21 protein-coding genes are annotated in these 23,031 nt (G+C 52.5%); 12 read left to right on the top strand and 9 right to left on the bottom strand.

The features are described 5' to 3' along the window. Positions 1-95: 95 nt before the first annotated feature. From ACJJJA_RS00850 to ACJJJA_RS00835, 4 genes are all read right to left on the bottom strand, one after another. Positions 96-3,677: an ABC transporter permease/M1 family aminopeptidase gene (locus ACJJJA_RS00850; RefSeq protein WP_444903484.1), complete on the bottom strand. Its 3,582-nt coding sequence runs from the start codon at positions 3,675-3,677 to the stop codon at positions 96-98. An 18-nt stretch (positions 3,678-3,695) separates the two neighbouring features. Further along, a complete protein-coding gene (locus ACJJJA_RS00845) occupies positions 3,696-4,589 on the bottom strand; it encodes an ABC transporter ATP-binding protein (RefSeq protein WP_444903483.1) in 894 nt (297 codons plus the stop codon). Positions 4,590-4,891: 302 nt separating this feature from the next. Then, positions 4,892-6,256: a TRAP transporter large permease gene (locus ACJJJA_RS00840; RefSeq protein WP_444903482.1), complete on the bottom strand. Its 1,365-nt coding sequence runs from the start codon at positions 6,254-6,256 to the stop codon at positions 4,892-4,894. Continuing rightward, positions 6,253-6,825 (bottom strand): TRAP transporter small permease subunit, encoded by a 573-nt coding sequence (locus tag ACJJJA_RS00835; protein WP_444903481.1) that lies wholly within the window; start codon positions 6,823-6,825, stop codon positions 6,253-6,255. The genes ACJJJA_RS00840 and ACJJJA_RS00835 overlap by 4 nt, the downstream gene beginning before the upstream one ends. A 183-nt stretch (positions 6,826-7,008) precedes the next feature. Between ACJJJA_RS00835 and ACJJJA_RS00830 the strand changes: the two genes are divergently transcribed. From ACJJJA_RS00830 to ACJJJA_RS00800, 7 genes are all read left to right on the top strand, one after another. Continuing rightward, entirely contained in the window at positions 7,009-8,061 is a 1,053-nt protein-coding gene (locus tag ACJJJA_RS00830) for a PstS family phosphate ABC transporter substrate-binding protein (RefSeq protein WP_252083916.1), read from the top strand. A gap of 138 nt (positions 8,062-8,199) precedes the next feature. Next, positions 8,200-9,579, top strand: a complete 1,380-nt coding sequence (gene pstC / locus ACJJJA_RS00825; RefSeq protein ID WP_444903480.1) for a phosphate ABC transporter permease subunit PstC — start codon at positions 8,200-8,202, stop codon at positions 9,577-9,579. Beyond that, positions 9,572-10,858 (top strand): phosphate ABC transporter permease PstA, encoded by a 1,287-nt coding sequence (gene pstA / locus ACJJJA_RS00820; RefSeq protein WP_444903479.1) that lies wholly within the window; start codon positions 9,572-9,574, stop codon positions 10,856-10,858. The genes pstC and pstA overlap by 8 nt, the downstream gene beginning before the upstream one ends. Positions 10,859-10,889: 31 nt before the next feature. Continuing rightward, positions 10,890-11,768, top strand: coding sequence for a phosphate ABC transporter ATP-binding protein PstB (gene pstB, locus ACJJJA_RS00815; protein ID WP_252083913.1), 879 nt, complete (start codon positions 10,890-10,892; stop codon positions 11,766-11,768). Between the two features lie 25 nt (positions 11,769-11,793). After that, entirely contained in the window at positions 11,794-12,501 is a 708-nt protein-coding gene (phoU, locus tag ACJJJA_RS00810) for a phosphate signaling complex protein PhoU (RefSeq protein ID WP_252083912.1), read from the top strand. 87 nt (positions 12,502-12,588) lie between these two features. Then, positions 12,589-12,915, top strand: coding sequence for an antibiotic biosynthesis monooxygenase family protein (locus ACJJJA_RS00805; protein WP_444903478.1), 327 nt, complete (start codon positions 12,589-12,591; stop codon positions 12,913-12,915). Positions 12,916-13,196: 281 nt separating this feature from the next. Continuing rightward, positions 13,197-14,054: a putative porin gene (locus tag ACJJJA_RS00800; protein ID WP_444903477.1), complete on the top strand. Its 858-nt coding sequence runs from the start codon at positions 13,197-13,199 to the stop codon at positions 14,052-14,054. A gap of 67 nt (positions 14,055-14,121) precedes the next feature. On the opposite strand, the gene ACJJJA_RS00795 is transcribed toward ACJJJA_RS00800, so the two are convergent. Beyond that, on the bottom strand, positions 14,122-15,408 hold the full coding sequence (locus ACJJJA_RS00795) for a M48 family metalloprotease (protein ID WP_444903476.1): 1,287 nt from the start codon (positions 15,406-15,408) through the stop codon (positions 14,122-14,124). 69 nt (positions 15,409-15,477) lie between these two features. Here ACJJJA_RS00795 and ACJJJA_RS00790 point away from each other — a divergent pair, with 69 nt between their 5' ends. The 4 genes from ACJJJA_RS00790 to ACJJJA_RS00775 all read left to right on the top strand — a co-directional run bounded on the left by ACJJJA_RS00790 (position 15,478) and on the right by ACJJJA_RS00775 (position 17,769). Next, positions 15,478-15,957: a DUF4265 domain-containing protein gene (locus ACJJJA_RS00790; protein WP_252083907.1), complete on the top strand. Its 480-nt coding sequence runs from the start codon at positions 15,478-15,480 to the stop codon at positions 15,955-15,957. A 65-nt stretch (positions 15,958-16,022) separates the two neighbouring features. Beyond that, positions 16,023-16,799: a peroxide stress protein YaaA gene (gene yaaA / locus ACJJJA_RS00785; RefSeq protein WP_444903475.1), complete on the top strand. Its 777-nt coding sequence runs from the start codon at positions 16,023-16,025 to the stop codon at positions 16,797-16,799. Beyond that, positions 16,796-17,407: a DUF938 domain-containing protein gene (locus ACJJJA_RS00780; RefSeq protein ID WP_444903474.1), complete on the top strand. Its 612-nt coding sequence runs from the start codon at positions 16,796-16,798 to the stop codon at positions 17,405-17,407. Before yaaA ends, ACJJJA_RS00780 begins: the two co-directional genes overlap by 4 nt. Positions 17,408-17,409: 2 nt before the next feature. Then, complete coding sequence (locus ACJJJA_RS00775; protein WP_252083904.1) at positions 17,410-17,769, top strand: hypothetical protein; 360 nt, start codon at positions 17,410-17,412, stop codon at positions 17,767-17,769. Between the two features lie 21 nt (positions 17,770-17,790). On the opposite strand, the gene phoR is transcribed toward ACJJJA_RS00775, so the two are convergent. The 4 genes from phoR to ACJJJA_RS00755 form a co-directional block, all read right to left on the bottom strand. After that, positions 17,791-19,122 (bottom strand): phosphate regulon sensor histidine kinase PhoR, encoded by a 1,332-nt coding sequence (phoR, locus tag ACJJJA_RS00770; protein ID WP_444903473.1) that lies wholly within the window; start codon positions 19,120-19,122, stop codon positions 17,791-17,793. A gap of 135 nt (positions 19,123-19,257) precedes the next feature. Beyond that, positions 19,258-19,962 carry a phosphate regulon transcriptional regulator PhoB gene (gene phoB / locus ACJJJA_RS00765; protein ID WP_444903472.1) on the bottom strand — a complete coding sequence of 235 codons (705 nt, stop codon included), beginning with the start codon at positions 19,960-19,962 and terminating at the stop codon, positions 19,258-19,260. 109 nt (positions 19,963-20,071) lie between these two features. Next, positions 20,072-20,914 carry a 4-hydroxybenzoate octaprenyltransferase gene (gene ubiA / locus ACJJJA_RS00760; protein WP_444905273.1) on the bottom strand — a complete coding sequence of 281 codons (843 nt, stop codon included), beginning with the start codon at positions 20,912-20,914 and terminating at the stop codon, positions 20,072-20,074. Between the two features lie 63 nt (positions 20,915-20,977). Then, a complete protein-coding gene (locus tag ACJJJA_RS00755) occupies positions 20,978-21,589 on the bottom strand; it encodes a chorismate--pyruvate lyase family protein (RefSeq protein WP_444903471.1) in 612 nt (203 codons plus the stop codon). A gap of 115 nt (positions 21,590-21,704) precedes the next feature. On the opposite strand from ACJJJA_RS00755, the gene ACJJJA_RS00750 reads away from it, so the two are divergent. After that, on the top strand, positions 21,705-23,021 hold the full coding sequence (locus ACJJJA_RS00750; protein ID WP_444903470.1) for a dicarboxylate/amino acid:cation symporter: 1,317 nt from the start codon (positions 21,705-21,707) through the stop codon (positions 23,019-23,021). The last annotated feature ends 10 nt before the right edge of the window (positions 23,022-23,031 follow it).

The following is a 23,031-nucleotide window of genomic DNA, read 5'->3' as shown; positions in this document are numbered from 1 at the left end:
ATTTGACCAGTACTTGTCTGAGTTTTTCCAACGAAAACGAGGGAAGTTTTTCCCAGCCACCCCCCTAGGTGGCCGGGAAATTAGTGACAAGAGCCCTAAAGTGTCTCTATTGCCAACAGATTGTCGTCCGGGTTTTTGTCGATCATCTTGATATAGGGATCAAAGCCAGCAATGCTCGGCTTGCCCTTCACCTCAAACTCCAGCAGGGTGGTCTCTTCACTGATCTGCTGTTTGGTCAAGTAGAGCACATTGTCTGAACTGGCGTTCTTGTCGGGATCTTCTGCAAAAATCGCAACATCTATCCAGTTATTGATGGGAATTTCTTGCTCCTGTCCATCCCCTTCGGCTTCATATTTGTGCGCTTCCAGCTCCAGTAATACGCGATAATTGCCGTTCTCCAACAGCTCATAGCTGGCATTTGCGACTTTGAGATCAAAGAGGACTACTCGCTCCAGCATATCGGTGATCAGCTCTTGCTGGGGTGGTTCGGCGTGGGCTCGGAGTCTTGCCACTAAATCCATGCTGGTGGGATAGGGATCACTGGAGAAGCCTTTTTCTTTTAACAGGGAGGCCAAAGCCGCATTGACGGCATCTTCACCCATCGCATCCTTAAGGGCGTACATCGCTAGCGAGCCCTTGTCGTAATGGATATAGGTCTGGTTTTCGTTGCGAGATAAAGGTAACTCCTCAAGTAACTCGGTACCCCGAGCGCTAAGGTAGCCATCCAGCTCATATTTGAGGAAACGACGCATTTTTTCAGGGCCGTATTCCCGCTCCATCACCATTAGTGCTGAGTACTGCGCCAGGGTTTCAGACAGTAGAGTCGCTCCCTGTACATTGGCGCCAATCAATTGATGCGCCCACCACTGGTGCGCCACCTCGTGGGCGGTTACATAGAAGACGTAATCAATCTCATCCGGGTCCCGCAGATCGGCGACAAAACCGATAGATTCAGAGAAAGGTACGGTGTTGGGGAATGCCTGGGCAAAGGATTCATAGCCTGGGAACTCGACGATACGCAGTTGGCGATACTGATAAGGGCTGAATGCCTCACTGAAATACTCCAGGGACTTTTTCACCCCCTCAACCATACGATCTATGTTGTAGTCGTGGGGCTTGTGGTGGTAGACCTCAATGGCAACGTCCTGCCACTTATCTTTGACCACTGTGTAGTCCGCTGAAAGGTAGGAAAAAAAGTTGTGAATGGGCGCGTCCATCTTGTAATGAAAATAATGGCGCTCTCCCTCCTGCCAGTCTTTTTGTAGGTAGCCGGGGGCCAGTGCTATCTGTCCCAAGGAAGTACTGACGGTGGTTTCAAAGTTGATCCAGTCGGAGTCGCTGCGAAGATAGGATTTTCGGTAGTGCTCTTTGTCCTCCAGTTTGGGCATACGCTGCGGCGGCGGTAGATCGTGCTTTTTACGCAGGTGACGATCAGTCAACTCAAAATTGCTGTTGTAACCGATAAAGGGCAGCGCTTCGTAGTTATTAAAGAAGGTACCGTTCTGCACCAAGGTGGTGGAGGAGCCGGAGTTCATAAAGCCGCGATTGATCCTGCTCAGATCAAACTCCAGCGTGAGGGACTGGCCGGGTTCAAGTGGGCGATCCAGCTCGAAGAAATAGTGTCCGAACTGCTCGTCCTTTTCGCGTAACTTGGCCTGATTTAGGGATAACTGGTTAACTGTAAGGCCGCGATCCAGCCCTATAACTACCTCATCAATCGACTCCTCACGCTTGTTAACCAGGAAATAGCGGCCGCGCACTTCATAGCGGCGTTCATTGGGGAAGATATCCACATCCACTTTGACATCGGTGATATGTGGTGCGAGTTTATCCTCCAGGGCCTTGTATTTCTTCTCATAGTCTGCAGCCAGTCGCTCACGATCCTTGCTGGTTTCGTAGTGATTGAGAATATTGGTGTTGTAGAAAATAAAGGCGCCCGTGCCGATAAACAGTAGCAGGGTTGTGGAGGCAGTTAATCGACTGGAAAGCCCCAATTGGAAGCGCAGGGCTTTGACCCGGCTAGTTAGAGGAGCCAGGGTTCCGCGCTGCCAGAGCCCGTAACTCAAGATGGCCAGTATCAGGCTGAAGCTGATCCAATATAACGCAAACCAAGCCCGACCCTGATCAAAGTGACCATAACCATTCATGTCCGAGTAAGGTGCGGCGTTCCAGTCTGCAAATTGATAGAGGTTGTGTTCGAACCCAAGGCCATCAAGGACACTGGAGCTAATTAAGTAGCCCACCATCAGTAGCATGCCGAGGAATTTATTGCGGGTTATCACCTGGGCAAAGATTGATAGGACTGCCATCAAGTAAAACGGCAGCGCAAACTGATACCAGAGTCCGTAAAAATACAGTCCAGGCTCAAGAGTTGTATATCCCTTGCCCAGCTGTACAGCCACAGTGGTAAGCATGCAGGCTATCAGGATACCGGCCAGAACCACCAGCATTGCAATAAACTTGCTCGCTACGAAAATCCAGCTGGGTGTGGGCACGGCATCCATAATTTCATGGCAACCGGCCTGGCGTTCTCGCCACACCAATTCAGCCCCATAGTAGATCAGAATAATCAACATGATGAGGCTAAAAGCACCTTCTATCAGACTGACCATAGAACGAGTCACCGGGTATACCGAGGTGCCAAATACTGCCTCCAGGCTCAGGGATGCGCCCAAGACATTCAGAACACCCAGTGCCAGGATTACCCAAAAAGCTAGGCTTTTTACTACTGCTTTTACTTCAAAACCGCAGCGTATACGGAATTGTTGCCAAACCGTGGCTGCCCCAAAGTTTGGAGTAATTCGCGGTAGGGGCTTGATGTACCGAGGTATCTCACTATCTGCAGCTTCTGTGGTGCGGCGGCGCGACCAGAGAGGTTTACGTTCGGCAAATGAAAAGCATTTATAGCCTGAGCCGATAAATAATAAGCTGGCGCCCAGCCATAGTAAGCGGTTGATTAGAAAGTTTCCCTCTAGTGTGATCATAGAGGTATTGCGATCGAAAGCGGTCCAGTAGCGAGTTGTCTCCTGGAAGGCGGCGATACCAAAGGGGTCAGCCAGTGCGGCAGCACTTCGATAGGCGGGTTCATCCATGATTCCCTGGCTGGTGAAATAGAGTATCAGGAAGGCGATCAACCCCAGGTAAGTGGCCATCATGCTGCGAGTTATGGCTGCCAGGCTAAAAAACATGGCGCTGCAAAACAGCATGGTGGGAAAGATAAGTATGAATAAGGTTTGCAGGTAGTGGGATATTTGAGTGGGGCCCAAGCGCTCTGGGTCTAGCCAAGGCATCCATGAACCGAACAACATACCAAGCGCCGTAGATGAGAAAGCCAGGAAGGCCACGGCGAATGATCCTGTGAAGCGCCCCAATAAATAATCACGCTTGCTGATAGGGGTACTGAAGACAATACCTTCCATTTTCATATCGCGATCACGCAGCACCGGATTGGCTGCGAAGGCGGCAGTGATAAAAATACTGAAAACGCACATTACTAACAGGGTTAGCATAATCGCGTAGGGAGAGTTGATCAGGGTGCTACCTCCACCGCCGCCGATCTGTATATTGTCGACGGTCATAGCACCAAAAGTCAGTAGAAAAAATACCAGGCTGGTCACATAAAACAGTGGCTGGCGCAACTGGTAGTGAAATTCAAACTTAGCAACCGATAAAAACATTTCGAAATCCCCCCCATCTCAAGCGGCGTTAGCCACTTGAGCTTTTTTACTGCTAAACAGGGTGGAGAAGTAGACATCTTCAAGGTCCGGTTGCAGCTGCTCAAAGCCTACTGCCGGTTGGGTATCTGCCAGCGCATGCACAACATGGCGCCCGGCTAATAAACGAGTGGAAATCACATCAAAATTATTGTGGCATTCTTCCAGCTCAGATTTATCGACGGTGCGCCGCCATACACGTCCTTGCAATTTAGAGATAAGTTCTTCGGGTTTACCTTGGGCCACAATTTGACCTGCGGCCAGGATCGCCATATTGGGGCACAGATCGGCAACATCTTCGACAATATGGGTGGAAAGAATTACCACTACGTTCTCGCCAATTTCGCTAAGCAGGTTGTGAAAGCGATTGCGCTCCTGAGGGTCGAGACCAGCGGTAGGCTCGTCGACAATAATCAGGCGTGGGTCACCGATCAGGGCTTGGGCAATACCAAAGCGCTGGCGCATACCCCCAGAGTAACCGCTTAGGTTTTTTTTGCGATCCTTAAATAAATTTGTCTGGTGCAGTAATTCAGCCACCATTTCGCGACGCTCTTTGCGATTACTAATACCTTTTAGAACTGCCATATGATCGAGCATATCTTCAGCACTGATTCTCGGATAAACCCCGAAATCCTGTGGTAGATAACCCAAGGTGCTGCGAATTTTCTGAGGGTTACTGGCCACATCGATACCATCAAAAGTGATGGAGCCGCTGTCTGCAAATTGCAGCGTGGCGATAGTACGCATTAAAGAAGACTTGCCGGCACCATTGGGGCCGAGCAATCCGAACATACCCTTGGGAATATCCAAGTTGACGTTTTTAAGCGCATGCACGCCGTTATCGTAGGTCTTGGAAAGGCTGGTAATATTTAGCATTTTTTAAATCCTTTTTAATTTTTTATTCGTGCTTGGATATCGATAGCAGTGTTTAATTCCTTTTGATGGATCTATTTTTAAGGAGAGATATCCACAGAGGTTTATTGAAGGTCTGGCGAGCAAATTAAAAAATTTAATGCCAATTTAGCAGGTGCTGGTGACTTGCCGTAGGGAATCAAGATGTGCCGATGAATTTAAGGGGCGAAGGGTTTATTAAGTTTCAATGTTAGTACGATCGTTTTGGGCTGGATCCAATCGGTAGCGATACAAGGTCTTATCACTACCGATTGTTGTCTTTTGGATTAATTCTGAACCACCCCCGGCAACCAAGTCACCAGAGCAGGCCAGAGTGCTAGGAGGCACAAAATCAGCAGCTGAATAGCGATAAATGGCATAACGCCGCGATAGATAGCGGAAGTGGCCACTGAACTTGGCGCAACACCGCGAAGGTAAAACAATGCAAATCCAAAGGGTGGGGTAAGGAAGGATGTCTGCAAGTTGATTGCAATCATGATGCCCAGCCAAATCGGGTCCACACCCATCGCCAACAACACCGGTCCAACAATGGGCACCACCACAAAGGTGATCTCAATAAAGTCGAGAATGAAACCGAGCAAGAAGATCACCAGCATGACCAGCAAGGTCGCACCAATAACACCTCCAGGCAGGCTGTGGAAAATACTGGTGACAAGTTCTTCACCGCCATATCCACGGAAGACCAGTGAGAACAATGAAGCACCAATAAGAATGGCAAACACCATCGCGCTTACCTGTAGAGTGCTGCGACCCACCTCCCCCGCTTGCGCCCAATGCAGAGCACCGCGACTGCAAGCCAGTAATCCCGCCCCCAGAGCACCTACGGCGGCGGCTTCTGTAGGCGTTGCGGCACCGGTAATAATTGACCCCAGCACTAATAGCATCAAAGCGATAGGAGGAAAAAGGCTACTCAGTAGCGGCCAAACTTCCAGAGGTTGCTGCTGCGCGGTCTTGGCCTTACCCGGAGAACGGCGCGCCACGAACAATAAGTAAACAATGTAGGCCGCCACCAGCAATAGGCCAGGGATAATGGCACCGATAAAAAGGTCGCCAACGCTGACCGGCTTGGGATTAAAAATACCTGCGGATAGTTGTGCCTGCTGATAGGCGTTGGAGAGAGTATCCCCAAGCAGCACCAGAGCAATAGAGGGGGGAATAATTTGCCCGAGGGTGCCGGTGGCACAGATGGTGCCGGTGGCGAGCTTTGGGGAGTAGCCCTGCTTCAACATAGAGGGCAGGGACATTAATCCCATAGTCACCACAGTGGCGCCCACAATACCAGTACTGGCGGCCAGAAGTGCGCCGACAACTACTACAGAAATGGCCATACCCGCCGGCGCGCCCATAAATACTTTGGTCAGATTGACCAACAAGTCTTCGGCGATTTTTGCTCTCTCGAGAATGACTCCCATTAAGACAAAGAGCGGCACGGCAACCAGGGTGCCGTTTTGCATAATGCCGTAGAGGCGGTCGGGGAAGGCACGCAGTAGCTCGGCATCGAAAGCGCCATACACGATACCCAACCCGGCGGTGATTAGGGCCGTACCGGCGAGCGTGAAAGCTACCGGGTAACCGAACATCAGTAGCCCGCAAACGGCGGCAAACATCAATAGAGGTATCAGCTCGATCATGCCTCTGCCTCCTCCACCTGCTTGAGCAATCGTGGTTTCGCTACAGATTCGCTTACCGGGCTTGAAACCTCCATAAGCTGTAGCAGAGCACGAATAAACTGGGCGGTGCCGGCGAGACCGAGGGTTACTGCCGCGAGGGGAATCAGACTTTTCAGCAGGAAAACACCGGGAAGGCCGCCGGCATTGGCGCTCTCCTCAAGCACTGACCAACTATTCAGAGCAAACTGCCAGCTGCTCAGCAACATAAAAGTGCAGACTGGCAAAAGAAATAGCAGAAAACCCACAGCATTAACCCAAGCCTTACCCCTGGGACCCATTCGCCGATAGAAGACATCAACACGCACGTGGGCGTCGGTTTGTAGGGCATAGGCCAGGCCCAACATAAAGGCGGCACCGTGCAGATAGATTACGGACTCCTGTAGCGCTATGGAGCCACTGTCGAACAGGTGGCGCAGAGTCACAACGCAGGACTGTATTAAGACCATGGCCCAGGTAAACCAGGCGAGCAGGTGGCCGGTGCGACTGGATAGACTCTCCAGTGCACGCGCTCCACGCATCAGAAATAGCATGGGGGCTTCTCTCTTTACATCTTATTGTTATCTCGTTTGTATGCAGGTTACCGCTTTGCCTGCCCGGGCACCAGCGGGGTAAATTTCCGGCTGTAACTTTTTTGTCATGTTTTATTCATAGAATCGTCATCCGTTGTTCCTAGCATCGCCGCGTGAAATAAAAAACACTCATCGGAGTTACACATGAACAAGCAAATTTTGGCTACTTCCCTGGCGGCATTGACCCTTGCCACCTCTCAGGTAGCCCTGGCGGCTCGCGACTACATCAGTGTTGTGGGTTCTTCCACTGTTTACCCTTTTACCACCACTGTGGCGGAGCGTTTCAGCCGTGCTACCCAGTTCAAGACTCCGGTAGTTGAATCCACAGGTACTGGCGGCGGCATGAAGCTGTTCTGTCAGGGCGTTGGTGAAAGCACTGCAGACATCACTGGTGCTTCCCGCCGCATTAAGCAGTCCGAGCTGGAGATGTGTAACGGCAACGGCGTTGATGTTGTGGAAGTACAGATTGGCTACGACGGCATCGTGCTGGCCAATGCGAAGAAAGCAACGCCTTTCAAGCTTTCCCGCAAAGATATTTTCCTGGCCCTGGCAAAAGAAGTACCGAACCCGGACGGTTCCGAAACGCTGGTAGCCAACCCTTACAAGACCTGGAAAGACGTAAACCCTGCGTTGCCCAATACCAAAATTGAAGTTTTGGGGCCGCCCCCCACTTCCGGTACCCGCGATGCCTTCGCGGAGCTGGCAATGGAAGGTGGTTGTAAGAAATTTGGCTGGATCAAGGCCATGAAGAAAAAAGACAAGAGCGCTTACAAGGCGATCTGTCACAACGTACGCGAAGACGGCGCTTATGTTGAAGCCGGTGAGAACGATAACCTGATCGTCAACAAGTTGGTTGCCAATCCAAATGCCCTGGGCATCTTTGGTTTCAGCTTCCTCGACCAGAATGCCGATAAAGTACAAGGCTCTTTGATCGAAGGACAGGCTCCGACTTTCGACTCTATCGCCGATCAGAGATATCCAGTTTCCCGCCCGCTGTTTATTTACGTGAAAAAGGCACATGCCGACGTAGTGCCAGGTATCAAGCAGTTCCTGGCGGAGTTCACCAATGAGCGCGCTTGGGGTGATGAAGGTTACCTGACTGACAAAGGTATGATCCCGCTGCCCCAAGAGAAACGCCAGAAAATTGCTACTGACGTTCGCAAGCTGAATGCCCTGAGCAATCTTGCTGCGAAGTAAATTTATCCTGGAGTAGTACAGTCAAAGGGAATTGACGGCCAAGCTCGAGAGGGCTTGGCCGTTTTTATGAAAGCCAAGTGGAAACACAGGGAAAAGTCGGGATAATGCCGACATCGACATTTTTAGCGCGGTAACTCAATGCAAACCCCCACACTGTTCGCTCTTTTGCTGCTGTTGATTTTAGTGGCCTACGGTACCGGCTTTAGTCGTGCACTGAGTGCAGCGCGCAGCCGCGGAGGCCTGCGTAATCTGGCCTCACTGCCCAGCTATCATGGATTATTTACCGCGCTTTGGTGTGGTTTACCGGCACTTTTACTACTGGGTGCCTGGCTGATTTTTGACGATGCCATTATTCGCTCTATGGTGATGCACAGCATCGCCGACAAGCCCGATACCATTGCCGGGCAGAACCTGCTCTATGCACAAATTCAAAATCTCGCCGCTGGCCATTTGGTGGGAGAGTCATCCCCACAGTTACAGTCGGCTGCCGAGCACCTCAGTCAGTTGCGCAATAATTCCAATGCTCTGCAGGCCTTTTTAAGCCTGATATTGGCGGTGGGCCTGGGGGCATTTGCACTGTTGCGTTTTTCACCGGAGCTGCGTGCCCGTGAGAAAGTGGAAAAAGTCCTGAAGGCCATTCTGATTACCTGTGCCTGCGCCGCGATTTTTACCACTGTGGGTATTTTGTTCTCGGTACTGTTTGAGTCGCTGCGCTTTTTCCAGTCGGTGCCGGTGACTGAATTCTTGTTCGGCCTGCACTGGAGCCCGCAGATGGCCCTACGCGCCGATCAGGTTGGTTCCAGCGGAGCCTTTGGTGCGGTACCCCTGTTTACCGGCACCCTGATGGTTTCCGCAATCGCTATGTTGGTGGCGGTGCCTGTGGGCCTGATGGCCGCTATTTATCTGGCCGAGTACGCCAGCAAGCGCGTGCGCAACGTGGCCAAGCCTATTTTGGAAATTCTCGCCGGTGTACCCACCGTGGTATACGGCTTTTTTGCGGCACTGACTGTTGCCCCATTTATTCGCGACCTGGCCACCTCAATGGGTTTACAGGCCTCCAGTGAGAGCGCCCTGGCCGCTGGCCTGGTGATGGGGATTATGATTATCCCATTTGTCTCTTCATTATCTGACGATGTTATTAATGCAGTTCCGCAGTCCCTGCGCGATGGCGCTCTGGGATTGGGTTCAACCCAATCGGAGACCGTGCGCAAGGTGGTGATTCCCGCCGCCCTGCCGGGAATTGTCGGCGGTGTACTTTTGGCGGTATCTCGCGCAATTGGTGAAACCATGATCGTAGTGATGGCCGCGGGCCTCGCCGCCAACCTGACTGCGAACCCTCTGGATTCGGTAACCACTGTTACCGTGCAAATCGTGACGCTACTGGTCGGCGACCAGGAGTTTGACAGTCCCAAGACCCTGGCCGCATTTGCGCTTGGCCTGATGCTATTTATCTCCACTCTGGTGCTGAACTTTATCGCCCTGCATGTAGTGAAAAAATACCGGGAGCAGTATGACTAACCTCACCCAGACGCAGGTTCGTGAGCGCATCGAGAAGCGCCTCGCCAGCCGCCATCGCAAGGAAAAACTGTTTCGCGGGCTGGGCATTGCCAGTATCGCTTTCGGCATACTCGCGGTTGTTATTCTATTTAGCGATATTATCAGCAAGGGTAGCGGCGCCTTTGTGCAGACCGCCATTGAGCTGGAAGTGCACTACGATGCGCAGGTACTCGGTATTGAGAAGGTCGATGAGGAGAGCCTTGCCTGGGCCAACTTCACCGGCGTGATCCGCGCGGCGTTGCGCGAACGTTTTCCCTCGGTGACTGGCCGCAGTGACAAGCGTGAGCTCTATAGCTTAGTTTCCTCGGGGGCACCCTTTAACCTGCGTGATCGCTTGGCTGCAAACCCAGAGCTACTGGGTAAGAGCGAGAAGGTATGGTTTGCCGCTGACGACGATGTGGATACTTTTGTTAAAAGCTTGAAGGATTCCAAAGAGGGCTTCCGCGGCCGTACATCCGAACAGAAAGCCGGCTGGATCGAGCAGTTGCTACAAAGTGGCGAACTGAAGAAGCGTTTTAATACCACTTTCTTTACCAACGGCGATTCGCGTGAGCCGGAACAGGCAGGTATCCGCGCCGCTTTGATGGGCTCGCTGTTTACATTGCTGGTGACTTTGGCGCTGTCTTTCCCAATCGGGGTGGCTGCCGCTATCTACTTGGAAGAATACGCGCCGAAGAATCGTTGGACCGATCTGATTGAGGTGAATATCAATAACCTCGCGGCAGTGCCGTCCATTGTATTCGGCTTGCTGGGGCTGGCGATCTTTATCAACTTTTTTGAGTTGCCGCGCTCAGCGCCTCTGGTTGGCGGTCTGGTACTTACCCTGATGACATTGCCGACAATTATTATTTCCAGTCGTGCGGCGTTGAAAGCGGTGCCGCCTTCGATTCGCGAAGCGGCGATGGGTATGGGTGCCTCGCGTATGCAGGTGGTTTTCCACCATGTATTGCCGCTGGCCATGCCCGGTATGCTCACCGGTGCGATTATTGGTATGGCCCAGGCCCTGGGAGAGACTGCTCCCCTTCTGATGATCGGTATGGTTGCCTTTATTGTGGATGTACCCGGCGGAGTTACTGATCCGGCCACGGTATTGCCGGTACAGATTTTTCTCTGGGCCGACAGCCCAGAGCGCGCCTTTGTGGAGCGTACCTCTGCAGCCATTATGGTGCTGCTGAGTGTATTGATTCTTATGAATACCAGTGCAGTAATGCTGCGCAAGAAACTTGAGCGCCGCTGGTAACAGCGCGGATAATCGGAAAACAGGATTATTTATGAGTACCATGACCCTGGATGCCGCCGGACATTCTGAAGCGGCGCAACCCGAACTGACCGGTGAAAAAATGGCAGTGAGCCAAGCCGAGGTGCGGAAAACAGTGGGCCAGCCCTTTACTGATACCGCCAAGTTACGCATGCGCAATGTGAATGTGTTCTACGGTGAAACCCAGGCTATTCACAATGTGGGCCTGGATATCGGCCGCAATGAAGTTGTGGCGATGATCGGCCCATCCGGTTGTGGTAAGTCCACTTTCCTGCGCTGCCTCAACCGCATGAATGACACTATCGAAGGCTGTCGGGTGGAAGGCGAATTGAGCCTGGATGGCGACCCCATTTATGGTCCCAAGGTGGATGTTGTGCCGCTGCGCGCTCGGGTGGGGATGGTGTTCCAGAAGCCCAATCCCTTCCCCAAGTCTATCTATGAAAATGTGGCCTACGGCCCCAAAATCCACGGGATCGCCAGCCGCCGCGCCGACCTGGATGAAATTGTGGAAAACAGCCTGCGCCGCGCCGGCCTCTGGGATGAAGTTAAGGACCGTTTGGACAAGCCGGGCACCGGCCTGTCTGGCGGTCAGCAGCAGCGTCTGTGTATCGCCCGAGCCATTGCGGTGAGCCCGGAGGTTATCCTGATGGATGAGCCCTGCTCCGCCCTGGACCCTATTGCCACTGCGCGTATTGAGGAGCTGATCGATGAGCTGCGCGAGAACTACACTATTGCCATCGTGACCCACTCCATGCAGCAGGCGGCCCGCGTCAGTCAGCGCACGGCTTACTTCCACCTGGGGCACTTGGTTGAAGTCAACGATACAGAGACCGTGTTCACCAATCCGGAGCACGAACTAACCGAAGCCTACATTACCGGCCGCTTCGGCTAAGCCAATCTTGCTCCGAGGGATAACTATGGAAATGCACTTCGATCAGCATATCTCCCGCCAGTTCAATGAGGACCTGGAGGGAATCAAGACCGAGATGTTGGAAATGGGCGGCATGGTCGCCCGCCAAGTAGCCGATGCCGTCGATGCTCTGTCGAATGCCGACAGCCAGCTCGCCGAGGAAGTCCTGCGCGTCGAAGAGGAAATCGACAAGTGCGAGATGGCCCTGGACGAGCACGCGACTTTAATCATCGCCAAGCGCCAGCCCGCCGCTTCGGATCTGCGTATGGTGATGTCGGTAACCCGTATCGCCCGCGACCTGGAACGTATCGGTGACGAGGCCAGCAAAATCGCGAAAATGGCGATTGCCCTGACCGATGAGGGCACCTCACCGCGCGGCTATACCGAGATACGCCATCTGGCAAATGCTGTACGCAAAATGCTCAACGACGCCCTGGATGCCTACACTCGTTTCGATGTGGAGTCCGCATTGCGCACCCTCGCCGAGGATGAGCAGGTGGACATGGATTACCGCACCGCCGTCCGTGAGCTGGTGACTTACATGATGGAAGATCCACGCAGTATTTCCCGCGTGATCAATGTGCTGTGGACACTGCGCTCACTGGAGCGTATCGGTGACCACGCCAAGAATATTTGTGAGCAGGTAGTCTACTTGGTGGAGGGAGCGGATATTCGCCACGGCCACGAGAGGAATTTGAATTTAAGGAAATCCTGAGTTTCCTCAGCCAAAGAAAGGTCGCTCAAAGCGGCCTTTTTTATTGCAAGCAATTTTTAAAAACTGGAAATATATAGAGGCTTGGTGATGAAATATATTTTTGAGGTTCAAATCAAGGAAGGTTTCACAGCGGAAGAATATGCCGATGCCTGGGTACGTGCGTCTCAGTTAATTCAGCGGGCACCTGGGGCTATGGGCACGGAACTTTTGCAAAAGATCGGTGACGAAAATAGCCTCATAGCGATAGCCACTTGGCACAGTAAAACAGAACGCGATGCTATGCAGGCTAAACATACGTTAGCGATTGATGAAATTATTCAAAACGTGGCTCCTTTTGTGGGAATACGACCTTTAGGAGAGTTTAAAGAATTTAGAGACGTAGTAGCTTCTTCTACTGGTGATGAACTTTCTTAAGAATGCTACGTCAGAGCTGAATAGAAGCTGAATAAATTATTTTTTAAAAAATAAAAACTGTAAATTTTACTCGGTCATTGAATAAGCATTTAAAGTACTTGATTACGGATAATTACATCTAGGCTAGCCGCTTTTTATTCTATCTAGCCTCTGTTCTCACTCCCTTCGTCGCAAAGTCTTCTCAAACTGACTTTGTGTAATTAACTGTTGTTGCGGACAAAAAATCTTTTGTTACAATCCGCAGCCCAATTTGGATCCCTACGTTAACGAAGGATTTTGATATGAGATTCAAGCTCGCAGCTCTTCCCCTGATGCTTCTTGCGGCTACTGCAACTGCTGAGGAGTACAACTCTATTTCTACACTCGGATATTCCAATCTTGATTTTGATAGTGCTGATGGAAATCAGTTCGGTGCAGAAACGACTTACTACTTTAGCGGTAAAGAGGCACTAGGACCGCTTAAAGAATTTGAATATATTAATAAAGTTAGCAATGTTTCGGCAGCATTTCTTCACTACGATGTAGAAAGTGAAGACCTTGATAATTTTGCAATTGCAGGTGAATACTTTGCTGATAATGGCTTAGTATTCGGTGCTAATATTACAGAAGTAGACGATAGTGGCGTAAACAAGTTAACACTTGGGTACTTTTTCACCCCCAACTTTCTGGTAGAAGCGTCTCACGTTGATACTGACGAGGAAGACAAAACTTTAGTTGAAGCTCGTTATAATTATCAGCTAAGTGGTACCGATTATATCGGTTTTGATTTTGCAACAGATGATGACTTCGATGTTCAGGTGTTCTCTTCTAAGTACTTTACGAGCTTAGGCGGTAATCAATACCTAGCCGCTGAACTTGCCTATGCCAATATTGATAATGGTGATGATTACTGGCAAGTTGGTACAGATTACTACTTCACTTCAAATACGTCTTTTGGTGTAAAGTTTGATGAGAACGATGACTATAAGGTAGCCTTTTCACACTTCTTTAGTAGAAATATCGCTGTTGAGGCCGCTTATAGCACTATCTTTGCGGAAGGTATGAACTTGCGCAGCTTTGGTAATGAAGCCTATGCCGCTGGTGCAGATTTCGATGTAGACATTGATAAATTTGAGCTAGGTTTGACTGTTCAGCTGTAATTAATAGCTAAATAAAAGGGCTACTTATAAGTAGCCCTTTTTAATCGATTTTTAGGAGAAATTGGGCTTAAGCTTTTCCAGTCAATGCCTGTATCCGCGCCTGCGCCTTAGTGCCTATTTCTCCCCCTGCCCCGGCTGCTGTCTCGTAGTGCTTGAAAGCGCTTTGCTTATTCCCCTGCTTTTCATACACCTCGCCCAAATAGAAGTGTGCGTAAGCTGTTTCCAAATAACGTAGAGAACGGTTTAAGTCCCTCTCCGCAGCAGTGTAATTTTTAAGTTGCGCACTAGCCATGCCGCGTTTTAACCAGTGGGAAAATAGTGCAGGATTTTTCTGTACGGCACGGTCGTAGGCCTGGTGGGCTTTATCAAATTGTTTTTTCTGGGCGAGCAAATCTCCTTCCAGAGCGAAGAAAGAGGCTTCTTTTGGTTGTTGCTTCTGTGCCTTTCGTATCAAATTCAGTGCCGTACCAAACTGCTTTTTATTGGCTGCTTTTATGGCACCATCATAATTTTCATAGGCATCGGCATCGCGTTTTAGTTGTGCTATGGCCTTTTGATAGGCATCGCGGTTGGTGACCCCGTTCTTGGGTAGGGATTTACTGTGCTCGATATTGGCGCTGACGCGGGACTGTGATGGGGGGTGGCTGGCGAAGAGGGCTTCCAGGCCGTTGCTCTGCTGCCCTTTGGAGAGTTCGACGAATTTGCGCTGCAGTCGCACGGCGCCCTGGGGGTCATAGCCGGCGGCAGCCATATATTTCATGCCGTATTCGTCGGATTCCAGTTCGTTGCCGCGCCCGTAGCGGGCGATATAGGCAGAACCTCCCAGCTGGCTGCCAGTAGAAATAAGGTCCGCATAGGCGGAATCTTTGGTGGCCGCACCGAGTACAGCCAGTCCGGCTCCGAGCACCTGTTGTTGTGACATGGCGGTGGCGGAGTGGCGGGCGGCGGCATGGACAATCTCGTGGCCGAGTACAGCGGCCAATTCTGCCTCATCCTCAAGCAGGACCAGCAGGCCCCGGTTAATGGCGATTTTGCCACCGGGAAGTGCCCAGGCGTTGGGAACGGAGTTATTCAATACCACAAATTCGTAGGGCAGCTGCGGCTGGTCTGAGAATCTTGCCAGCTTTTGCCCGACCCGGTTCACATATTCCTGCAAGCTGGGATCTATGGTGTACTGACCGCCCTGTTGTTGCTGGTTGATTGGGTATTGCTGCTGCCCTAAGTTCAATTCCTGCTGGGCCGATACCAGAGAAAACTGTTGCTTTCCGGTCACTGGATTGGTGACGCAGCCACTGATTATAGAGGTTGCCGTCAACGCCACTGCGGCGAAGAAAGCCTGGTTACGCGAGATCATTGCTTGCCTCCCTGTATAATGCCGATTATTCAACGATCACCCATTGTACACAGTCGGGGAATAGAGGTTATGACGGCACTTCAGGTAATAGAGTTATTTGCGGGCACCAACCCCGATGGCGAGCCGGTGGTAGAGCGCTTACAGGTACGTGTCAATGAGGACGACAGTTGCCAGCTGGTGCGTTCTCCCGCATTTATTAAAGGTATCGCCAGTGGCGATTGCATCAAAGTGGATAAAGACACCCAGCAATTTGAGCTGGTTAAGCGCTCCGGCAATTTGGCGATCCGTGTTTTTTGTCGCGGCGATAGCGCCGAACTCTCCGACCGCTTGAGCCCGCAGCTGGAGAAACTTGGAGGAGAGCTGGATCTGGAAGTTCCACGCATGCTGGTTTACAGCATCCATGTCAGCTGTGGTTTCGATAAGATTGAGGAAATTCTCAATAGTATCTGTGATGGTGCCAACAGTGCCTGGTACTACGGCAATGTCTACGATCCGAAGGATGGCCAAACACCCCTCAACTGGTGGCAGGATATATTGAAGCCCGAATAGAGCAGTGCCCCGGTCCTAGCGGTTGGGCTCAAATAGAAAGCGAAGCAGCATAAGTAAGGCACCCGATGTTAATAGTGATTTCTCCAGCCAAGACGCTGGATTACGAGAGCGAAATACCCACACTGGAAACCACTCAGCCAGACTTTCTCAAGGAGTCAGCGGCATTAATTGGCGAACTGCGTGATCTGAGCCCACAGCAGATCTCCAGCTTGATGAAGATTTCCGACAAGCTGGGTGTGTTGAATTACGACCGCTTTCAAGACTGGAAACGCCCTTTCACAGATAAAAATGCGCGCCCGGCCCTGCTCGCCTTTAAGGGAGATGTTTATACCGGCCTGGCCGCTGAAACTATGGGCAAGCGAGACTTCAGTTATGCGCAAAAGCATTTGCGAATGCTCTCCGGTCTCTATGGCCTGTTGCGCCCGCTGGACCTGATGCAACCCTACCGCCTGGAAATGGGCACCAGGTTTGAAAACAGCCGCGGTAAAAATCTGTATGAATTTTGGGGAGAGCAAATTACTGAGACGCTCAATGCCCAGTTGCATGCGCTGAAGAGCCGGGAATTGGTCAACCTTGCCTCTAATGAGTACTTCAAGGCGGTAAAGCCCAAGGCGCTCAATGCAGAGGTCATTACCCCCCATTTTAAAGATCTAAAAAATGGTCAGTATAAGATGATCAGCTTCTTTGCTAAGAAAGCGCGTGGCATGATGAGCCGCTGGGCGATTGAGCAGCGGGTGAAGAAAGCGGAGGAGCTTAAGGGCTTTGATGTAGCCGGCTATGCCTATAACTCGGGCATGTCCAATGAGCACGACTGGGTTTTCACTCGGGATGAGCAGCAATGAGCGATACCAGCCTGCCGGATGCACCGGCTTGTGCGCGTAATCGCGATCCAATTCTTACTCATCTGCGCCGCCTGCTGGATGGTAGCCATAAGGTATTGGAGGTGGGGAGCGGCACAGGTCAGCACGCGGTCTTTTTTGCACCGCGCCTGCCCCACTTAATTTGGCAGACTTCGGAGCGGACGGAAATGCTGCCCGGTGTGCGTGCCTGGTTGGCGAGTGCGCCCGCACAGAACTTGCGCGAACCTCTGACTCTGGATGTCGATGCGCCCTGGCCAGCGCTGAATTTCGATGCGGTGTTTACCGCGAATACCCTGCATATTATGTCGAAGGAGTCAGTACAGCGATTCTTTCACAAACTGCACACCCTGTTAGAACCCAATGGCTTGCTGGTTGTATATGGACCCTTCAAGATTGATGGCAGTTTTATCGGGCCCAGCAATGCGGATTTCGATACCTACCTCAAAGAGCGCAACCCCGATAGCGGTATCCGTGATCTGGAGTGGTTGGATCAATTGGCCAGTGATGTCGGCATGCGTCGGGAAGAGCTAAATTACCTGCCAGCGAACAACCAGCTGGTCGTTTGGCGTAAATACGATAACAAGGAGTGATTATGCCCGTATGGTTTGAAGTGTCTGTTGTTGTAGCATTTGCCATTGCTGCTGTATTTTTTTTCGCCAAATATCGTGAAACTGCTGCAGCCCTGCATGAAAGTGAGCGCATGAAAACGCGTCTCTCCAATGACCTGAATCGCTATAAAGATGTGCCGCGGCTGCGCGCTCTGCGCGATGCCTTGGTGGGAAACAAGCCTCTGCCTGTGGATGACAATGGCAATGAGCATCTGTTGTTAAGAGATGGGGATTTAAAGTTGCACCACCTGATCCTGCGCCGGGAGAGCACCCCGGTGCACGATGAAGAAGAGGCAACTTATATCAAAAATGGTGAGCCGGTAAAGCTGCCGGAATTTGAATAGTTTTATCATTGAGGGGGTGGATCAGGAATCCGCACCCTCGGTCTCCATTAGTTCCCGAGAGGGGCTCTCTTCCAGCTTGGTAGAGGGGAAGTGCAGGGTGAAAGTACTGCCCTGGGCTGGGACACTGTGCACGCTCATTTCCGCACCGTGGCGCAATAGTACATGCTTGACGATAGCCAGGCCCAATCCTGTGCCGCCGCTGTCGCGGGAGCGGCCGGGGTCTACCCGGTAAAAACGTTCGGTAAGGCGCGGGATATGCAGCGAGTCTATACCGATACCCTGGTCCCGCACACTGAAGTGGCCGCCATCGTTATCCTGCCACCAGCGCAGTTGTATCTCCCCGTTCCCCGGGCTGTATTTCACCGCATTGAGCGCCAAGTTGGCGAAAGCACTGTGCAGCTCACTGGCATCGCCGCGGATACTGCAATCCCCTTCGCACGCCACACTGACCTGGTGACGGTCGCCGCTAAAGCTGCGCGCCTCACGGGCAACTCGCTCCATCAACTCGCGCACATCTACAGAGACGTCACCCGTTTTTCGCTCTGACGTTTCCAGGCGTGCCAGAAGAAGCAGGTCGTTGACCAAGGTGGTCATACGTGCCGCCTGCTCCTCCATCTGAACCAGCGGGCGCCGCCAGGCGGGAGGTGCCACATCACTGTTCTGCAGGGTTTCCAGGTAGCCGGCAATTACGGTAAGAGGAGTGCGCAACTCGTGGGAAACGTTGGCGACAAAATCACGACGCATCTGCTCGAGATTGTGCAGGCGGGTGATATCGCGAACGATAACCAGGGCTTCATCCTTGCCGTAGCGGGTCACTTCCAGTTGCAGGTGTAGGGCTTCATTTCCCGGCGCTGGCAGGGTCAGTGGTTCGCGGGGGCTGTTATCCTCGCTGTGCATATAGCTGACAAAGCCAGGGTCGCGCACAAAGTTCACCAGGGACTGCCCCTGATCACTGGACTGCAGGCCGAGCAGCTCGCCGGCGGCGGGGTTCCACCAGGCGAGGTGGTCGCCATTTTCCAGGGCTACAATGCCTTCGCGCAGGGCGCTGGTGCTGTCCTGAACACGGCGTAACATGACATGTAGCTTTTGCTTCTCACGGCGGTGACGGCGCTGCATACGGTAGAAGTCGTCATAGATTTCACCCCAGATACCAAAAGCAGTGGGAGCGGGGCCGCGGCGGCCATTGGCCAGCCAACGATTGAAGCGGTGCTGCTGCCACAGCACTGAGAGCAGGTAGGCTGCCAGCCCTAAAATCAGGGTGAGCGACCACTCGGACGTGGTGAAGCCGAGGGTCAAGCAGCCCAGAGCAATAATTAAGAAGCGCGAAAATTCGCCAATACTGCGATCCAACATAGCCTTGCCGTGTTACCTGGCAGTTGTCGGGAGGGCTGATGTCCACCCCCGCACTTAATACATCTTAGAAACCCGATCCTCTTACAGGAGTGACCAAGGGTTACCGCGGGAGTCAGTGCCGATCCAGAAGGATTGTCACACTTTTTCGACAGTTTGCACAGAAAATCGATAGCCGGTGCCGCGCACTGTCTGGATATAACGGTCGTGACCGTCAAGTGCCAGAGCTTTGCGCAGGCGGCGGATGTGCACGTCGACGGTGCGCTCCTCCACATAGACATTGCCACCCCAGACGTGATCCAGCAGCTGGGTGCGTGTGTAGGCGCGTTCCTGGTGAGAGAGGAAGAAAGTCAGCAGGCGAAATTCAGTAGGCCCCATATCCACCGGCTGTCCTTTGATAGTGACCCTGTGGCTTAGAGGGTCCAGTACCAGATCGCCGGCGCTGAGGGGGTCTTCAGGGGTGGCCGGGCCGGCGCGGCGCAGTACCGCCTTGAGGCGCGCCACCAGCTCGCGGGGGGAGAAGGGCTTGGTGATATAGTCGTCAGCGCCCGTCTCTAACCCTTTGATTTTATTGTCTTCTTCACCTTTGGCGGTGAGCATGATGATGGGCACCGCGGTGGTCAGCTCATCGCGCTTAAGTCGGCGGGCCAGCTCTACTCCGGATACATCGGGTAGCATCCAATCGAGAAGAATAAGGTCTGGCTTTTCGTCGATGACTAAGGCGTGGGCCTCTTGGGCGTTTTCCGCCTCCAGGCAACGGTAGTCTGCCATTTCTAAAGCCACCCGCAGCATATCGCGTACAGGGGCTTCATCGTCGACAATCAGGATCGTTTTACTGTGCATTTGGCTGCCATACCCGCTCTGTTGTCAGAAGTTCCCGGTTATGGCCGAGGATTAAACGGGATTTATATGACAAATATATGACGGTTATGCCTGAACTCCCAGACCTGGATCAATTGAAGAGGTAATGCAGGAATATACCGGCAAAAAACACCAACCCTACCCAGTTGTTGTGGATAAATGCCTTAAAGCAGGCCTCTCTATCGCGGTTGCGAATCAGCCATTGCTGGTAGGCGAAAAGCGCCGCTATAGCTGTAACTGCCAAGTAGTAAATGGCGCCGAGGCCGAAGCGCTGGCCGATCAACACCAGTGCCATTAGAACCAAAAGCTGCAGGGTGGCAGTCATGGCTCTGTCCATTTCCCCGAACAGAATTGCCGTGGATTTAACTCCAATTTTTAGGTCGTCATCCCGATCTACCATGGCGTAAAAAGTGTCATAACACAGGGTCCACAAGAGGTTGGCGACATAGAGAAGCCAGGCCTGAGGGGGGACTTCGCCTGTCACTGCGGCGAAGGCCATGGGGATACCCATACTGAATGCCGCGCCCAATACGACTTGAGGCAGGTGAGTGTGCCGCTTGGCAAAGGGGTAGCAGAAGGCCAATGCCAGTGCTGGCAATGACAATAAAATCGTTAGCTGATTGGTGGTGAGCACCAGCAGAAAAGCTGCGAAGCTGAGTCCGGCGAATAGGCCAAGAGCCGCCATGGGGGTAACGTTGCCGGTGGCCAGGGGGCGCGTGGCGGTGCGCTTAACATGGCCGTCAATCTCGCGGTCGGCGAAGTCATTTACCGCGCAGCCGGCCGCACGCATCAGGATGACGCCCAAAGTGAACACTGCAAATAGTTGCAGCCCTGGCCAGCCCCCCGCCGCAAGCCATAGTGCGGCCCAAGTGGGCCACAAAAGTAATAGGGAGCCAATGGGCCTATCCATACGCGCCAATTGCCAATAGGGCATTGCGGCGGGCCAGCGCGCGGCGATTTGTTGGCTAATCACGGTGGCTAATCTCCCTGTATTTGATTATTGGTTTGCGGGGACTGCAGGTGGGCCATCGGGGCAGAACTGCGATAAAAAAGCCTCTGCGACCAAGAGGGGCTTGCTCCGCAGCCAAAAAATTGAGCGGCGCCCCCAGGCACTGTCGCCGTCGTCGCAGAGTCCTTGAGCCTGCAAGTCGGGGTTGCGCCGCAATTGGTTGAACTCTATTTCGCCTCGGCGAATCCCTGGTTCGCTGAACAGTAGCTCCCCTAGAGGGCGGTCGTCGAGACTGCGTAAGTTGCGGGACTTGCCCTGCAGGCTGCGCAGGGGCAGGACACTGCGCGCGTAAACCCAGGGTTGGCCACACCCTATCAGTAGTACCTCCCGCACCAGGGCGCGGCTGTGCCGATTTAAATTGAGCGCGCGGCATTCCTCCGCTCGGGGTAGCTGCCAGCTCTGACCGAGTACCCGCACACTGAAATCCCCTCCACTCAGTTGCTTCAGTGCAGCGGTGAGCGAACCGGTGTATGCCAGCCACGGCATTAGGTTTTCTGGTGGTTGGGACTGTGCCGATTCAAACGGCCGCCCCCGCCAATCGCCCGCAGGTACAAATGGAGACTGGTGCAACGATAACTCCGCAGTCGGTAAAAAGGGCATTGTACCCTGCCCACTGGCGGCTGGCGCCACCCCGTTGGATTTTTGCTCACCGGGGCGGCAATGGATATAGTGCTCCCTTTAATGAAAACAATGAATTTATAAAGAGAAGCTTGTTATGGGGCTTACGACCAAAATTCTGCTGGGGATGATCGCGGGTATTGGGCTGGGAATCCTGATCAATATCCTGAATATGAGCCAGTTGCTCGGTGAGGGTGTTACCAACGCAATCAACCTCTACCTGACGGGTGGCCTGTTCGACATTATCGGGCGAATTTTTATCGCCTCTCTGAAGCTGATGGTGGTGCCGTTGGTGTTGGTTTCTCTGATCAGTGGTGCCTGTGCCCTGTCTGAAGGAAGCCGGATCGGTCCGTTGGCGGGTAAAACTGTGCTGCTCTACATGCTGACAACGGCTATCGCTATTACCCTGGCCCTGTGCATGGCACTGATCTTCCAGCCTGGGGTAGGTGTGAGCGAGGCTGCTGCTGCGGCAACGTCTTCTTTCCAACCAAAAGAATCCCCCCCACTCTCTGAAGTGCTGGTAAATATTTTTCCCACCAACCCGGTCGCAGCCATGGCCGAGGGCAATATGCTGCAAATTATCGTGTTTGCCCTATTGATGGGCTATGCGATCTCCCGCTGTGGTGAGCCAGGGAAGCGCGTTGCAGCTTTCTTCAACGATCTCAATAGCGTTGTACTGCGCATGGTGGGCGTGTTGATGGTGTTTGCTCCTTACGGAGTTTTTGCCCTGTTGGCGAAAACTTTTGCAGGTTTGGGGATAGAAGGGCTAAAACAACTGGCTAAGTATTTCTTTGTAGTTCTGGCAGCCTTATTAGTGCATGCGCTAGTTGTGTATTCAGCTTTGCTCAAGTTGTTGAGCGGTCTAAATCCACTAGAACTACTGAAGAAGATGTGGTCGACTATGGTGTTCGCCTTCAGTACCGCTTCCTCTGCCGCCACTATCCCGGTGACATTGTCGACGGTAGAGAAACGCCTAGGTGTGGATAACAAGATTGCTTCATTTACCATTCCTCTAGGTGCCACTATTAATATGGATGGCACCGCGATTATGCAGGGTGTGGCAACGGTCTTTATCGCTCAGTTCTTTGGTATTGAGATCGGCTTGACCGGCTTCCTGACAGTGATCCTGACAGCAACCCTGGCTTCTATTGGTACTGCCGGGGTGCCCGGAGTGGGCCTGATTATGCTCGGTATGGTACTGCAGCAGGTGGGCCTGCCGCTGGAGGGAATTGCCATTGTAATCGGCGTTGACCGCCTGCTGGATATGGTGCGCACCGCAGTGAATATCACCGGAGATGCGGTAGTGAGCAGTGTGGTGGCGAAGAGTGAAGGCGCCTTGGACGAGGAGACTTACTACGACGCCAATTACAAGAGTGTCAGCATCAACGATAACAGTACAGTAGGCGCCCACTAAGGCGCTCTCC

The organism is Microbulbifer mixtoriginis (SeqCode), from assembly GCF_052466865.1.
The sequence above is the reverse complement of the archived record's forward strand: the minus strand, read 5'-3'. Positions and strand labels throughout refer to the sequence as shown.

Bases quoted from the DNA above. Each gene is read 5' to 3' on its own strand.
- phoB (WP_444903472.1), bottom strand. From the start codon at position 19,962: ATGCACAGTAAAACGATCCTGATTGTCGACGATGAAGCCCCTGTACGC.
- ACJJJA_RS00830 (WP_252083916.1), top strand. From the start codon at position 7,009: ATGAACAAGCAAATTTTGGCTACTTCCCTGGCGGCATTGACCCTTGCC.
- pstC (WP_444903480.1), top strand. From the start codon at position 8,200: ATGCAAACCCCCACACTGTTCGCTCTTTTGCTGCTGTTGATTTTAGTG.
- ACJJJA_RS00805 (WP_444903478.1), top strand. From the start codon at position 12,589: ATGAAATATATTTTTGAGGTTCAAATCAAGGAAGGTTTCACAGCGGAA.
- ACJJJA_RS00755 (WP_444903471.1), bottom strand. From the start codon at position 21,589: ATGCCCTTTTTACCGACTGCGGAGTTATCGTTGCACCAGTCTCCATTT.
- ACJJJA_RS00795 (WP_444903476.1), bottom strand. From the start codon at position 15,408: ATGATCTCGCGTAACCAGGCTTTCTTCGCCGCAGTGGCGTTGACGGCA.
- ubiA (WP_444905273.1), bottom strand. From the start codon at position 20,914: ATGCCCTATTGGCAATTGGCGCGTATGGATAGGCCCATTGGCTCCCTA.
- phoR (WP_444903473.1), bottom strand. From the start codon at position 19,122: ATGTTGGATCGCAGTATTGGCGAATTTTCGCGCTTCTTAATTATTGCT.
- ACJJJA_RS00800 (WP_444903477.1), top strand. From the start codon at position 13,197: ATGAGATTCAAGCTCGCAGCTCTTCCCCTGATGCTTCTTGCGGCTACT.
- phoU (WP_252083912.1), top strand. From the start codon at position 11,794: ATGGAAATGCACTTCGATCAGCATATCTCCCGCCAGTTCAATGAGGAC.
- ACJJJA_RS00780 (WP_444903474.1), top strand. From the start codon at position 16,796: ATGAGCGATACCAGCCTGCCGGATGCACCGGCTTGTGCGCGTAATCGC.
- ACJJJA_RS00750 (WP_444903470.1), top strand. From the start codon at position 21,705: ATGGGGCTTACGACCAAAATTCTGCTGGGGATGATCGCGGGTATTGGG.
- pstB (WP_252083913.1), top strand. From the start codon at position 10,890: ATGAGTACCATGACCCTGGATGCCGCCGGACATTCTGAAGCGGCGCAA.
- ACJJJA_RS00840 (WP_444903482.1), bottom strand. From the start codon at position 6,256: ATGATCGAGCTGATACCTCTATTGATGTTTGCCGCCGTTTGCGGGCTA.
- ACJJJA_RS00775 (WP_252083904.1), top strand. From the start codon at position 17,410: ATGCCCGTATGGTTTGAAGTGTCTGTTGTTGTAGCATTTGCCATTGCT.
- yaaA (WP_444903475.1), top strand. From the start codon at position 16,023: ATGTTAATAGTGATTTCTCCAGCCAAGACGCTGGATTACGAGAGCGAA.
- pstA (WP_444903479.1), top strand. From the start codon at position 9,572: ATGACTAACCTCACCCAGACGCAGGTTCGTGAGCGCATCGAGAAGCGC.
- ACJJJA_RS00790 (WP_252083907.1), top strand. From the start codon at position 15,478: ATGACGGCACTTCAGGTAATAGAGTTATTTGCGGGCACCAACCCCGAT.
- ACJJJA_RS00850 (WP_444903484.1), bottom strand. From the start codon at position 3,677: ATGTTTTTATCGGTTGCTAAGTTTGAATTTCACTACCAGTTGCGCCAG.
- ACJJJA_RS00845 (WP_444903483.1), bottom strand. From the start codon at position 4,589: ATGCTAAATATTACCAGCCTTTCCAAGACCTACGATAACGGCGTGCAT.
- ACJJJA_RS00835 (WP_444903481.1), bottom strand. From the start codon at position 6,825: ATGCTATTTCTGATGCGTGGAGCGCGTGCACTGGAGAGTCTATCCAGT.